This is a genomic window from Caulobacter sp. GW822-FHT07D08 (assembly GCF_058798735.1).
Genome location: NZ_JBXAKU010000003.1, coordinates 60,547 through 73,856, shown reverse-complemented (window position 1 = coordinate 73,856; position 13,310 = coordinate 60,547). Strand labels below are relative to the sequence as shown.

The window sequence follows — 13,310 nt, the reverse complement described above, 5'->3', positions numbered from 1 at the left end:
GCGATCCAGGAAAAGTCTAGACGCCCGTCGAGCCGAAGCCGCCCGCGCCTCGGTCGGTGGCGTCCAGGTCGTCGACCTCGACCAGCGTCCATTGCGGGGCCGCCGCGATCACGCCCTGGGCGATGCGGTCGCCCCGGCGGATGGTGAAATCCTCTTCGCCCAGATTGATCAGCAGCACGCAGACCTGGCCGCGATAGTCGCTGTCGACGGTGCCCGGGGCGTTGACCACCGTGACGCCGTTCTTGAAAGCCAGGCCCGAGCGTGGGCGCACCTGCATCTCATAGCCGTCCGGAATGGCCACCGAGAAGCCGGTCGGGGCCATGCAGCGCGAGCCCGGCTTCAGGACGATCGGCTCGTGCTCCGGCACGTGGGCCCTAAGATCGAAGCCGGCCGCGCCCGCGGTGGCGTAGGCCGGAACCGGCAGGTCGGCATTGCCGTCCCAGCGCTTGAAGCGGATGGCGAGGCCGGCGGGGATGGCGGACATGCGGGCGGTTCCTGGGAGAGCGTGGCAGCCGAAAGTGTGTGCGGTTTCGGCGTTCGCCACGCTCTCTATGTTAGAGTGAGCCTATCCATAGGATAGGCGCGGGAAAGGTCGGCCCGGCTGTAGCTGATTTGCCGGGCCTCCGGCCAGCGCCGCTTAAGCGAGGGCGTCGGCGATCCGCTTCGCGATTTGGGCCGCCACCTGATCCTTGGCCGCGCGGTCCCAGCGCTCAAGCCCGTCCTTGGTGATCAACAGCACGGCGTTCTCGGTCCCGCCCATCACGCCCGGTTCGGTGACGTCGTTGGCGATGATCCAGTCGCAGCCCTTGCGGGCCAGCTTGGCGCGGGCGTGCTCCTCGACATGGTCGGTCTCGGCCGCGAAGCCGATGACCAGCTTGGGCCGCCGCGGGCCAGTGGCCGAGAGGGTGGCCAGGATGTCGGGGTTCTCGACGAAGGTCAGGGCCGGTGGTCCGCCCTTCTCCTTCTTCAGCTTGGTCCCGAACGCCTCGTCCACCCGCCAGTCGGCGACGGCGGCCACGAACACGCCGACGTCGGCGGGCAGGGCCGCCTGGCTGGCCGCCAGCATCTGGCGGGCGGTCTCGACATCGATGCGCTTGACCCCCACCGGGGTCGGCAGGGCGACCGGGCCGGCGATCAGGGTGACCTCGGCGCCGAGTTTCGCCAGCGCCTCGGCGATCGCGAAGCCCTGCTTGCCGCTGGAGCGGTTGGTGATCCCGCGCACCGGGTCGATCGGCTCGAAGGTTGGGCCGGCGGTGACCAGGGCCTTCTTCCCGGCCAGCGGCCGGGCGGCCTTTCCTTCAAGGAGCGCCATGATCGCCGCGAAGATCTCTTCCGGCTCGGCCAGGCGGCCGGGGCCGAACTCGCCGCAGGCCATGGCGCCCTCGTCCGGCCCGACGAAGCTGACGCCGTCGGCCTTCAGGGTCGCGATGTTGCGCTGGGTGGCGGGGTGCAGCCACATCCGCACGTTCATGGCCGGGGCCATCAGCACCGGCTTATCGGTGGCCAGCAGGGTGGTGGAGGCGAGATCCCCGGCCAGGCCGTGGGCCGCCTTGGCGATCAGGTCGGCCGTCGCGGGGGACACGACGATCAGGTCGGCCGAGCGTGACAGCTCGATATGACCCATCTCGTGCTCGTCGGTCAGGGAGAACAGCTCCTGATAGACCTTGTCCTCGGCCAGGGCGGCCAGGGACAGCGGCGTGACGAACTCGGCGCCGGCCTTGGTGAGGATCGGCCGCACGCCGACGCCCGCCTTGCGGAGGAGCCGTGTCAGCAGCAGCGCCTTGTAGGCCGCCACCCCGCCGCCAACGATCAGAAGAACCCGTTTTCCGCTCACGTCGCGCTCCGTTTTCCGCGTTCGTCTCGTCCCCTGCACATGCCCACGCTCGAACCAAAGCGCCAGAGGCAATTCGAGCGGCAATCACAAGGCGAAGATAGGACTCGACTCTCGTTCCGCTTTCGTTCAGTAATCGCATAGATAGAGTTATGGGGCGAATACGATCATGAAGGTTGTACGACATATCTCGGCGGGCGTTGTGGCCGCGCTCGGCCTGATGAGCCTTTCGGCCTGCGATAGCGGGGCGTCGGCGGTCAAGGCGCCCAAGGCTGGCGAGCGCGCCAGCGTCGAGGCTGGCGCTCCGGCCGAGACCACCGACGGCGGCAGGGGCGAGGGCGCCCGCCGCGCCGATCCGCGCGATGCGCCGGTCAAGCTGGTGGCGGGCAAGCCGTACTGGGCCGCCAACCGCACCCGCACCGCGGAGGAAAACGCCGAGCGTTCGTTCCAGAGCAACGGCAAGACCTTCGACGCCCGGTCAACCGACGACTATGTCGCCAAGGTCCACGCCTTCGTCAGCGACCCGCCCAAGGGCGCGGAGACGCTCAAGCGCGCGAATGGCGACCTGCTGATCTACGATCCCAAGGGCAATGTCTTCGCGGTGGTGTCGCGCGAAGGCGCGCCGCGCACGATGTTCAAGCCGGACGAGGGCGCGGCCTACTGGGACGAACAGAAGACCCGCGAGGCGCGCCGGGCTTCGGCGGCCAAGCGGCGGGAACAGGCGGAAGGGTAGGGCTCTACCGCGCCAGCAGCAGGCCCGTCACGAACGCCGCGCCGGCCGTCGCCGCGCCGACCAGGAACCACAGCAGCGGCCAGGTCTGGTCACGCTCGACCTTGACCGGGAGGGGCGTCGGCGGGGCCTCGGCCAGGCGGGCGAGGGCACGGATCGCGCGCAGGGCTTCTTCGGCGAAGTCACGGGCCTTGGCGGCGGGCGAGAGCTCGCGGCCGATCCAGCGGCGCACCACCGGGTCGGCGGCGGCCCACAGGTCGTGAGTGGGGTCGATGCGACGGGCGACGCCCTCGACCGTGACCATGGTCTTCTGCAGGAGCACCAACTCCGGCCGCAGGGCCATGTCGAACAGGGCGGTGATCTCGAACAGCTGGGCCAGGAGCCGGCCCATCGAGACCTCGCGGGCGTTGCGGCCGAAGACCGGCTCGCCGACGGCGCGCAGGGCCTGGGCGAAGGCGTCCATGTCCTGATGGGCGGGGACATAGCCGGCGTCGAAATGGATCTTGGCCACCCGCGCGTAGTCGCGGTTCAGGAAGCCGTAGAGGATCTCGGCGAGATAGCGGCGCTCGCCGGGACCCAGGCGACCGACGATGCCGTAGTCGACGGCGACCACCTCGGCCGGCGCGGCGACGAACAGGTTGCCCTCGTGCAGGTCGGCGTGGAACAGGCCGTGGTCCAGGGCCTGGGCGAGAAAGCCGCGCGTGACGTTCTCGGCCAGGGCCTTGCGATCCAGGCCGGGCAGTTCCAGCGCGGCGGGGTCCGAGAGGGGCGTTCCTTCGGCCCAAGCCAGGGTCAGGACCCGCTTGCCGACGCCCTCCCAGCAGACCAGCGGCGCGCGCATATAGGGATCGACCGCCATGGCCTCGCCCAGCTCGGCGCAGCCGGCGGCCTCGAAGCGCAGATCCATCTCCAGGTCCAGCGACCGGATCACGACCTCGACGAATTCGGTCGGGCGCAGGCGGCGCGCGGCGGGGGCCAGTTTCTCGGCCAGGCGCGCGGCCAGCCGCAGGACGGCGCTGTCCTGGGCGACCTGGCGCTCGACGCCGGGCCGCAGCACCTTCACCGCCACCTTGCGGCCGTCCAGCAGGGTGGCCGGATGGGCCTGGGCCAGGGAGGCGGCGGCGACCGGCTCCCCGATCTCGGCATAGACCTCGTCGAGCGGCTTGCCGAGGTTGCGGACGATCTCGGCCTTAGCCGTTTCCAGCGGGAACGGCGCAAGACGATCCTTCAGATGCGACAGATCCTCGGCGAAGGCGGTTCCGAAGATATCGGCTCGCGTCGACAGGAACTGGCCCATCTTGATCGCCGCGGGTCCCTGCTTTTCCAGCACCCGCGCCAGGCGCTCGCCCGGACGGCCGCGCCTGGCCGACCCGCCGGCGAACAGGCGCAGCAGCCGCCCCGCCAACTTGGCCGACGGCGGCAATTGCGGCTCGACCTCGCGCGGGATCAGGGCGTCGGCCCGGACCAGGGCCCAGCCCGCGCCGGTCAGGCGTAGAAGCGCGGAGAAGTTTGTCACTTGGCGCGCCCCTTCCCTTCACCCCGATCTTCCCGGCGAATGCCGGGATCCAGATACAGCCTGAGCGCTGACCAAACCTGGCGCAGCTCAGCCCCATGATCTGGGCCCCGGCATTCGCCGGGGAAGTCGGGAGAAAAAAAGGCCATCAGCAAATCAGAGCGCCCAGCCCTGGTGCAGGGCCGCGACGCCGCCGGTGAAGTTGGTGAAGGTCACCCGCTTGAAGCCGGCGTTTTCCATCATGCCGGCGAAGGTGCGCTGGTCGGGGAAGCGGCGGATGCTCTCGACCAGGTACTGATAGGCCTCGCGGTCCTTGGCGACCCACTCGCCGACCTGCGGGATGACCTTGAAACTGTAGGCGTCATACGCCTTGGCCAGGGCCTCGGTCACCGGACGCGAGAACTCCAGGCACAGGAAGCGGCCGCCAGGCTTCAGCACCCGGCGGGCCTCGCGCAAGGCCGCGTCGATGTCGGTGACATTACGGATGCCGAACGAGATCACATAGGCGTTGGCATAGGCGTCCGGCAGCGGCAGGCGTTGGGCGTCGCCGACGGTCCAGGTGATCTCCGGTTCGCCGCCGCGCTCGATGCCGGCCATGATCATCTCGGCATTATAGTCGATGATGTTGATCGTCGCGTCCGGACCGCCGCGCCGCTCCTGGGCGTTCCGGGCCATCTTGGCGAAGCGGCGGGCCATGTCGCCGGTGCCGCCGGCGCAGTCGATGATCACCTCGCCCGGCTGCGGATTGAGCCGCGCGGCGACGGCGTCCTTCCAGAGGCGGTGCACGCCGCCGCTCATCAGGTCGTTCATGATGTCGTAGTTCTTGGCGACGCGATCGAACACGCCGCGCACCATCCCGGCCTTCAGCGAGGCGTCGACATCCTTGAAACCGAAGCTGGCGGAGGTGTTGCTCATGACGTCTTTGGGCCGCGCTCTTTATATGACAGGACGCTCTTAGCTTGCGCCTCGCGCCACGTCATCGCCTTAAGGAATGATCCTTGCCCGAATTGCCCGAAGTCGAGACCGTGCGACGCGGTCTCGAGCCTGTCCTCTCCGGCGCGCGCCTGGCCCGCGTTCGCGCCAACCGGCCTGACCTGCGCTTTCCCCTGCCGGATGGCTTCGTCCAGCGGCTGACGGGCGCGAAGATCCTGCGCCTCGATCGCCGGGCCAAGTACATCCTCGCCCCGCTGGACCGGGGCGACACCCTGGTGATGCATCTCGGCATGACCGGCCGCTTCGAGATCGCCGCGCCGGAGGGCGCTGTCCGTCCCGGCGACTTCGCCCGCGAGGTCAAGCCGGACGACAAGCACGCCCACGTCGTCTTCGAGACCGAGGCGGGCGCGATGGTCACCTATTATGATCCGCGCCGGTTCGGCTTCATGGACCTGATCCCCACCGATCGCGTCAGCCATCATCCCTGGTTCGCCACCATGGGACCTGAGCCGCTGGGCGAGGGCTTCGACGCCAAAACGCTGGAAAAGGCGTTCGCCAACCGCAAGCAGGGACCCAAGACCCTGCTGCTGGACCAACGCACCGTCGCGGGCCTGGGCAATATCTATGTGTGCGAGGCCCTGCACCGGTCGTGTATCTCGCCGTTCAAGCCGTCGGGCGGGATCGCGAAGAAGCGTCTCGCGCCCCTGACCCTCGCGATCAAGGAGGTGCTGGCCGAGGCCGTCGAGGTCGGCGGCTCCACCCTGAAGGACTTCGCCGCCGCCGACGGGGCGCTAGGCTATTTCCAGCATCGCTTCCGCGTCTACGACCGCGAGGGCGAGCCCTGCCCGACGCCGGGCTGCGAGGGCGTCATCGCCCGCCAGGTCCAGGCCGGCCGCTCGACCTTCTTCTGCCCTGTCTGCCAGGTGTGAGGGGCTAGGGGGCGCCCAAAGCCTTGATCAGCAAGAGTGTCATCAGGCCGCTATTCCATTCGCGGTCCGGATAGCAATCGGCTTGGCGGTACCCGCGCGCGAAATAGAAAGCCCGTGAGCGGGTGTTGAAGGTGTCTGTCTCCAATCGCGCCGTGAAAAAGCCGGCGCTGGCGATTTCGGCCTCGGCCTTGTCCATGAGGCGGGCGCCGATCCCCATGCGGGCATGACTGGTCCGCACATGGAGCGCGTTTATGAAGTCCGCCTCCCAATCCGCGAAGCCGACGACCTGGTCGTTCAGCTCGGCGACCCAGAACCGGGCTCCATGCTCGGCGACATAGGCGGCGGGCCGCCTCTCGTCCCGGAAGACACGAGCGGCCTCGGGCGACAGCTGAGGAAGCCAAGTGCTTTCATACGTATCGAGAAGCACCTGCTCGAGCGCCATCGTATCCGAACGCGCGGCTCTGCGGATCAATACGTTCAAGCGCGTCCGCATGGGGCTCCCTTCCCGAGCGGAAGCAGGGAAAGGGAGTCTGATGAGGCCACCAAGCCCCCTCCCCAACGCCGCCCGGCTCTCTATAAATGCACCGCTCAAGCAGGAGAGACCCATCGATGGCCGAGTACCAGACCCTGATCGTCGAGACGCCGGAAAGCGCGCCGGGTGTGACCTTGATCCGGCTGAACCGGCCCGAGGCCTTGAACGCCCTCACCACCCAGTTGTTGGGCGAGCTGGCCCAGGCGCTGACCGCGGCGGAGGCCGACGACGCGGTGGGGTGCATCGTGCTGACCGGCTCGGCCAAGGCCTTCGCGGCCGGCGCCGACATCAAGGAGATGTCGGACAAGAGCTACGCCCAGATGTTCAAGGCCGACTTCTTCACGGCCGGGGCGCGGGCGGTCGAGCAGTGCCGCAAGCCGATCATCGCCGCCGTCGCCGGCTACGCCCTGGGCGGAGGCTGCGAGCTGGCCATGATGTGCGACTTCATCCTGGCGGCCGACACCGCCAAGTTCGGCCAGCCCGAGATCACGCTGGGCGTCTCGCCGGGCATCGGCGGCACGCAGCGCCTGACCCGCTTCGTCGGCAAGTCCAAGGCCATGGACATGATCCTGACCGGCCGGATGATGGGCGCCGAGGAGGCCGAGCGCTCGGGTCTGGTCTCGCGGGTCTTCCCGGCCGACACGCTGATCGACGAGGTTCTGGCCGTCGCGGCGAAGATCGCCGCCCAGTCGCCGCTGGCCGTGGCCATGAACAAGGAACTGGTCGAGGCCGCTTATGAGACGACCCTGACGACGGGCGTGGCGCTGGAGCGGCGCCTGTTCCATTCGCTGTTCGCCTTCGAAGATCAGAAAGAAGGCATGGCCGCCTTCGTCGAGAAACGAAAGCCGACGTTCAAGGGCGCGTGATGCTCCCGCATGTCCTTTTATGCGGGATGGTCGCCGGGACCGGGTTCCACTTCCGGCTGTCACGCCTGCGAAACGATTGCGTCAGGATGGCTCGCAGGATTCCGCCTGTGGACCGTTGACCCCGGCCGGCGCTTCCCGTATATCCGCGCGCTCTATTTTCCCTGCTTCGCGGCCGCCCGCGTGGCTGTCCGTTTGAAGGTCCGACCTAATGGCCAATAATCCCGGCGCCAAGAAAGCGATCCGCAAGATCGCTCGCCGCACCGAAGTCAACACCGCTCGTCGCTCGCGCGTGCGCACCTTCCTGCGCAAGTTCGAAGACGCCATCGCCAAGGGCGATGTGGCCGTCGCCAAGGCCGCTTTCGTGGAGGCTCAATCGGAGCTGATGCGCGCGGTTTCGAAGGGCGTGGTTCACCCCAACACGGGCTCGCGCAAAGTGTCGCGTCTGGCGGCCCGTCTGAAGAAGCTGGACAAGGCCGCCGCCTAGTCCAGATTTTGGACGAACGCCGTTCGTCTAACGATTTCAAGTATTTACAAAAGCCGATCAGGTCCGCCTGGTCGGCTTTTGCTTTGAATCCAACGCCCTATTCCTGTCGTTGCAATCTGTGATCTGAGCAGCTGTCTTCACTATTCCCTTGCCGGGCGAGGGGCTCTCGCGAGTCAACAGAAATATCCGGGCTCGGACGCAAGTTTTCCGTTTGACCGGCCCCCGCCGGTGGCTAGTTTAAGCGTCTCAGCGCTTCTCCAGTCTTGGAAAAAACGAGGCGGCGGCGGAACCATTGCGTTCGCCGGGTAAGAACCTGTGTGCGTTGAGAAGACCGGCCGTACGCCATGGGGGGCGGGCGGCAGGAATGGTAGCGGCGGTTGTTTTTGTGCGAGGCGGTGGACGAATGACGATGAAGGGCGGGGCGGCCAGCCAGGACTTCTCGACAGTGATCGCGGCGGCTGTAGAGCCGGCGACGAGTGTGTGGTCGAAGGTTTGCGTGGCTCTGAAACGCGAGCTTGGCGATGCGGCCTTCGGGTCATGGATCGCTCCGGCGGCTCTGCGCGAGGCCGCGGCCGGCGATGTCGTCCTGGTCACGTCGACGGGCATCGCCCGCGACTGGATCCGTCGCAGCGCCTGGCGCCGCATCGGCGAGCTGTGGGCCGCCAACGACCCGACCGCCCGTCGCATCGACCTGAAGTCGCGCCTGGAGTTCGAGGCCGCTCTGGCCGGTAACGGCGCCGCCTATGTCGAGGCCGCCCCCAAGGCCGTGGCCGCCGAGCCCATCGAGATCGTTCTGCCGGTGTCCAGCGACGTGCCGGCCCCGATCACCAAGTCGACCCGCACCCAGGGCCTGCAAGAGCGCTTCACCTTCGAGACCTTCGTCCCGGGTCCGGCCAACGAGTTCGCCCACGCCGTGGCGCGCCGGATCGCCAACTGGGCCGACGGCCACTTCAATCCCGTGCTGTTCCACGGCCCCTACGGCTTCGGCAAGACCCACCTGCTGAACGCCCTGGCCTGGGAAGCCATGCGCAACGCGCCGGAAAAGCGCGTCGTGTATCTGACCGCCGAACGCTTCCTGTCGACCTTCGTGCGCGCCCTGATGGATCGCCAGACGGCGGCCTTCAAGGAAGAGCTGCGCGCCGCGGACCTGCTGATCATCGACGACGTGCATTTCATCGCCGGCAAGCAGTCGACCCAGGAAGAGCTGTTCCACACCCTGACCGCCCTGGTCGGCGACGGCGGCCGGGTGGTGTTCTCGGCGGACCGTCCGCCGTCGGCCATGACCGAGATGGACGCCCACCTGCGCTCGCACCTGTCGGCGGGCCTGGTGTGCGGCCTGGAGCCCGCCGACCGCAACCTGCGCCTGGGCATCCTGGAGCGTAAGATCCAGACCCTGGCCGTGGCCCACGGCTTCGAGCCGACCATGCGTCCTGACGTGCTGCAGTTCCTGGCCGACCGCTTCACCGACAGCGTCCGCGAGCTGGAAGGCGCGCTGAACACCCTGTCGGCCCGCGCGGGCGAGGGCCTGTCGCGCATGACCCTCGACGAGGTGCAGGCGGTCCTGCGTCCCCACCTGCGGTCGGGCGAGAAGCGCATCACCATCGACGACATCCAGAAGGCGACGTCCGACCACTACGGCATGAAGCAGGCCGATCTGCTGTCGGAGCGCCGCAACCGCGCCATCGCCCGTCCGCGCCAGGCCGCCATGTGGCTGGCCAAGCAGCTGACCACCCGTTCGCTGCCGGACATCGGCCGTCGCTTCGGCGGTCGCGACCACACGACCGTCCTGCACGCCGTGCGCCGCATCGAGGCCCTGCGCGCCGAGGACAGCACCCTGAACCACGACCTGGAAGTCATCACCCGCAAGCTGCGCGGCTGATCCGGCCTCAGATCGGCGTCGACAAGAAGGCCGCTCCGAAAGGGGCGGCCTTCTTCGTTGTGGGCGAGGCCCTACAGGGCTCGTCTAAGCGTCAGGTTGATCCGACCGCCGCCCGGTACGAGGCCCGATGAACCGGCCAGGATCCGGTCGACGCCGTGGAAGGCGAGCCTCGCCGGGCCGGACAATCGGCACACATCGCCCGAGCCCAACCGCAGGCTCCGCGTCGGATCCTTGCGGCTGATCCCGCCGATCCGGAACACCGCCGTGTCCCCCAGCGAGATCGACAGTACCGGAAAGGCTGGATCGGCCTCGTCGCGATCCTGGTGCAGACCCATGCGCGCGTCGCCGCGATAGAGGTTCACCAGGCAGGAGTCCGGCGGGGTGTCGGGGTCGCCCAGCGTCTTCCAGAGATCGAGCAGAGCTTGCGGCATCTCGGGCCAGGCCTGGTCCGTGCCCGGATGGCGTTCGGCGTAGCGGTATCCCGCCCTGTCGCTGGTCCAGCCCAACGGACCGAAGGCGGTCATGGCCACGCTCATCGCCTTGCCATAGGCCGTGTCGTAGTGCGCGAACGGCGCGGCTTGGGCGGCGTCCATCACCGCGTCGATCAGCGCGCGCTGGGCCGACAGGTCCAGCAGGCCGGGCCAGAGGTCGAAACCGGGAATAACGGAGAGGGGCTGAAACATTACTGAAATTTAAGACGCGCCATAGGGACGGAAGGTGTTGGTTTGCGCCTCCGGCGCGGACGCCGGACTAATTTTCCATATCAGGACTGTACATGCGCCGTCTTATGTCCTCCGCGGCCGTCGCCGTGATTTTGTTCGCCGCCGGCGCCGTGTCCGCCGCGTCCGCCGCGACCGTCGTGAAGACCAGGCCGGCCGCCGCCGCCGCCCAGGCCGGGAGCAAGGGCGCGACCTTCGCCTCGGTGACGACCCAGCTCCCACGCGCTGTCCGGCCCACGCACTACGACCTGTCGATCACGCCCGACGCCGACAAGATGACCTTCGCCGCCAGCGTGAAGATCGCCATCGAGGTGGTCGAGCCGACCGCGACCGTCACCCTGCAGGCCGCCGACCTGGCGTTCTCCAAGGCCGAGATCGCTGGCGTGGGCGTCGCGAAGGTCAAGGTCGACGACGAGGCCCAGACCGCCAGCTTCACGTTCGCCAAGGTCCTTCCGAAGGGCAAGTACGTCCTGGCCCTCGACTATACGGGTAAGATCTACACTCAGGCCGCCGGCCTGTTCGCGCTCGACTACGAGACCGAGACCGGCAAGAAGCGCGCGATCTACACCCAGTTCGAGAACTCCGACGCCCGCCGCTTCATCCCCTCGTGGGACGAGCCGTTCTACAAGGCGACCTATAGCGTCGAGGCGACGATCCCGACCGGCCAGATGGCGCTGGGCAACATGCCGATCGCCGCGTCCAAGGACCTGGGGAACGGCAAGACCCTGGTGAAGTTCGCGACGTCGCCGAAGATGTCGACCTACCTGCTGTTCTTCGGCCTGGGCGAGTTCGATCGCGCCTCGGTGAAGGCCGCCGGCGCCGACGTTGGCGTGGTCACCAAGAAGGGCGACACCCCCAAGGCGCAGTTCGCCCTGAAGGCGGCCGCCGACATCCTGCCCTGGTACAACGACTATTTCGGCACCCCGTACCCGCTGCCGGTCCTGGACAACATCGCCGCTCCGGGCCGCAGCCAGTTCTTCAGCGCCATGGAGAACTGGGGCGCGATCTTCTACTTCGAATACGCGCTGCTGCTGGACCCGAAGATCTCGACCGAGAGCGACAAGCAGACCGTCTTCACCACCGTGGCCCACGAGATGGCCCACCAGTGGTTCGGCGACCTGGTCACCATGGCCTGGTGGGACGATCTGTGGCTGAACGAGGGCTTCGCCTCGTGGATGGAGGGCCGGGCGACCGAGCACTTCCACCCGGAATGGAACGCCAACCTGAACGCCGTGGGCGGCCGCGAATACGCCATGGGCCTGGACGCCCTGTCGACCACCCATCCGGTGGTTCAGCATGTGACCACCGTCGAGCAGGCCAGCCAAGCCTTCGACGGCATCACCTACCAGAAGGGCGAGGCCGTCATCCGCATGCTGGAAAGCTATGTGGGTCACGACGCCTGGCGTGACGGCGTGCGCGCCTACATGAAGAAGCACGCCCACGGCAATACGGTCAGCGACGATCTGTGGTCGTCGGTCGAGGGCGCGGCCAGGAAGCCGATCACCGCCATCGCCCACGACTTCACCCTGCAGCCCGGCGTGCCGATGATCACCGTCGACGCGGCGACCTGCGCGGCCGGCAAGACCACCCTGACCCTGACGCAGGGCGAGTTCAGCAAGGACATGCCGGGCAAGACGCCGCTGCTCTGGCGCGTGCCCGTCACCGTTCAGGCTATCGGCGGCGGCGAGGCCAAGACGCTGGTCACTGGCGGCAAGGGCTCGGTCACGGTCGACGGCTGCGGCCCGGTCGTGGTCAATGCCGGCCAGAATGGCTATTTCCGCACCCAATACGGCGCCGAGCGCTTCGGCGGCATCGTCCAGAGCTTCGCCAAGCTGCCGGCGATCGACCAGTTGGGCGTGATGAGCGACGCCTGGTCGATGGGCCTGGCCGGCTACCAGCCCGCCACCGACTTCCTCGACCTGGCCAAGGCCACGCCGGCCGACGCCGACCCGCAGGTGTTCTCGAAGATCGCCGGCGTCTATTCCAGCATCGACAACTATTACGAGGGCATGCCGGCCGAACGCGCTGCGTTCCGCAAGCTGGCCGTCGCCAAGCTGCGCCCGCTGCTGGCCAAGGTGGGCTGGACCGCCCAGTCGGGCGAGCCCGACAGCACCGCCATCCTGCGTGGCGAACTGATTGGCACGCTGGGCGGCCTGGGTGACCCGGAGGTCGTGGCCGAGGCCACCCGCCGGTTCAACGCCGAGAAGACCGATCCGTCGGCCATCCCCGGTCCGCTGCGCAAGACCATCCTCAGCGTCGTGGCCCGTCACGCCGACGCCGCCACCTGGGACGCCATCCATGCCCAGGCCCTGGCCGAGAAGACCCCGCTGATCCGCGCCCAGCTGTTCTCGCTGCTCGCCTCGGCCGAGGACGAGACCCTGGCCAGGAAGGCATTGGAGCTGGCCCTGACGCCGGAGCCGGGCGAGACCATGTCCAGCACGATGATCTCACGCGTCGCCGGCGCGCATCCGGACATGACCTTCGACTGGGCCGTGGCCAACAAGGACAAGGTCAACGAAAAGGTCGACTCCACCTCGCGCACCCGGTTCATCCCCGGTCTGGGCGCCGGCTCGTCGAACCCGGCCATGGCCGAGAAGATCAAGGCCTGGGCCGCGGCCAATCTGGCGGAAGGTTCGCGCAAGGAAGCCGACAAGGCCGCCGCCTCGGTGCTGAACCGCGCCAAGATCCGCCAGCAGCGCCTGCCGGCCATCACCGCCTGGGTGGGCAAGAACAGCTAAATCCTCGATAACGTGATATATTTCCTGGCCGCGCTCCACAGGGGTGCGGCCATTTTTCTTTGTCTTGAGGACAGAATCCCCCTCGCGGTATGGGGTTATGGCCTTGCACCCCGCTACCCATCCCCCATATCCGGCTTCGAAGCGGGGTTGACGGGC

At 67.9% G+C, this 13,310-nt stretch carries 12 protein-coding genes; 6 read left to right on the top strand and 6 right to left on the bottom strand.

Going from position 1 to position 13,310, the window contains the following annotated elements:
• Positions 1-16: 16 nt before the first annotated feature.
• Together dut and coaBC are read right to left on the bottom strand one after the other, a co-directional pair.
• Positions 17-484, bottom strand: coding sequence for a dUTP diphosphatase (gene dut, locus AC1RJ9_RS06875; protein WP_492839019.1), 468 nt, complete (start codon positions 482-484; stop codon positions 17-19).
• Between the two features lie 153 nt (positions 485-637).
• Positions 638-1,834, bottom strand: a complete 1,197-nt coding sequence (gene coaBC, locus AC1RJ9_RS06870) for a bifunctional phosphopantothenoylcysteine decarboxylase/phosphopantothenate--cysteine ligase CoaBC (RefSeq protein WP_492839021.1) — start codon at positions 1,832-1,834, stop codon at positions 638-640.
• A gap of 166 nt (positions 1,835-2,000) precedes the next feature.
• Between coaBC and AC1RJ9_RS06865 the strand changes: the two genes are divergently transcribed.
• A complete protein-coding gene (locus tag AC1RJ9_RS06865; RefSeq protein ID WP_492839023.1) occupies positions 2,001-2,564 on the top strand; it encodes a hypothetical protein in 564 nt (187 codons plus the stop codon).
• A gap of 4 nt (positions 2,565-2,568) precedes the next feature.
• On the opposite strand, the gene ubiB is transcribed toward AC1RJ9_RS06865, so the two are convergent.
• Positions 2,569-4,077: a 2-polyprenylphenol 6-hydroxylase gene (ubiB, locus tag AC1RJ9_RS06860; RefSeq protein WP_492839024.1), complete on the bottom strand. Its 1,509-nt coding sequence runs from the start codon at positions 4,075-4,077 to the stop codon at positions 2,569-2,571.
• Between the two features lie 153 nt (positions 4,078-4,230).
• Positions 4,231-4,989, bottom strand: a complete 759-nt coding sequence (locus AC1RJ9_RS06855; RefSeq protein WP_492839026.1) for a class I SAM-dependent methyltransferase — start codon at positions 4,987-4,989, stop codon at positions 4,231-4,233.
• Between the two features lie 83 nt (positions 4,990-5,072).
• Between AC1RJ9_RS06855 and mutM the strand changes: the two genes are divergently transcribed.
• Positions 5,073-5,936 (top strand): bifunctional DNA-formamidopyrimidine glycosylase/DNA-(apurinic or apyrimidinic site) lyase, encoded by an 864-nt coding sequence (gene mutM, locus AC1RJ9_RS06850; protein WP_492839027.1) that lies wholly within the window; start codon positions 5,073-5,075, stop codon positions 5,934-5,936.
• Positions 5,937-5,940: 4 nt separating this feature from the next.
• Here the strand turns inward: mutM and AC1RJ9_RS06845 are convergent, their stop codons facing one another.
• Positions 5,941-6,378, bottom strand: coding sequence for a GNAT family N-acetyltransferase (locus AC1RJ9_RS06845; protein WP_492839028.1), 438 nt, complete (start codon positions 6,376-6,378; stop codon positions 5,941-5,943).
• A 167-nt stretch (positions 6,379-6,545) separates the two neighbouring features.
• Here AC1RJ9_RS06845 and AC1RJ9_RS06840 point away from each other — a divergent pair, with 167 nt between their 5' ends.
• The 3 genes from AC1RJ9_RS06840 to dnaA all read left to right on the top strand — a co-directional run bounded on the left by AC1RJ9_RS06840 (position 6,546) and on the right by dnaA (position 9,697).
• The gene (locus AC1RJ9_RS06840; protein WP_492839029.1) at positions 6,546-7,334 is read left to right on the top strand and encodes an enoyl-CoA hydratase; all 789 of its coding nucleotides are present in this window, start codon (positions 6,546-6,548) and stop codon (positions 7,332-7,334) included.
• A 208-nt stretch (positions 7,335-7,542) separates the two neighbouring features.
• Positions 7,543-7,818 carry a 30S ribosomal protein S20 gene (gene rpsT / locus AC1RJ9_RS06835; RefSeq protein WP_004617408.1) on the top strand — a complete coding sequence of 92 codons (276 nt, stop codon included), beginning with the start codon at positions 7,543-7,545 and terminating at the stop codon, positions 7,816-7,818.
• A 403-nt stretch (positions 7,819-8,221) separates the two neighbouring features.
• Positions 8,222-9,697 (top strand): chromosomal replication initiator protein DnaA, encoded by a 1,476-nt coding sequence (gene dnaA / locus AC1RJ9_RS06830; RefSeq protein WP_492839030.1) that lies wholly within the window; start codon positions 8,222-8,224, stop codon positions 9,695-9,697.
• Between the two features lie 71 nt (positions 9,698-9,768).
• On the opposite strand, the gene AC1RJ9_RS06825 is transcribed toward dnaA, so the two are convergent.
• Entirely contained in the window at positions 9,769-10,380 is a 612-nt protein-coding gene (locus AC1RJ9_RS06825; RefSeq protein ID WP_492839031.1) for an alpha-ketoglutarate-dependent dioxygenase AlkB, read from the bottom strand.
• Between the two features lie 92 nt (positions 10,381-10,472).
• Between AC1RJ9_RS06825 and AC1RJ9_RS06820 the strand changes: the two genes are divergently transcribed.
• The gene (locus AC1RJ9_RS06820) at positions 10,473-13,154 is read left to right on the top strand and encodes a M1 family metallopeptidase (RefSeq protein ID WP_492839032.1); all 2,682 of its coding nucleotides are present in this window, start codon (positions 10,473-10,475) and stop codon (positions 13,152-13,154) included.
• Positions 13,155-13,310: the final 156 nt, after the last annotated feature.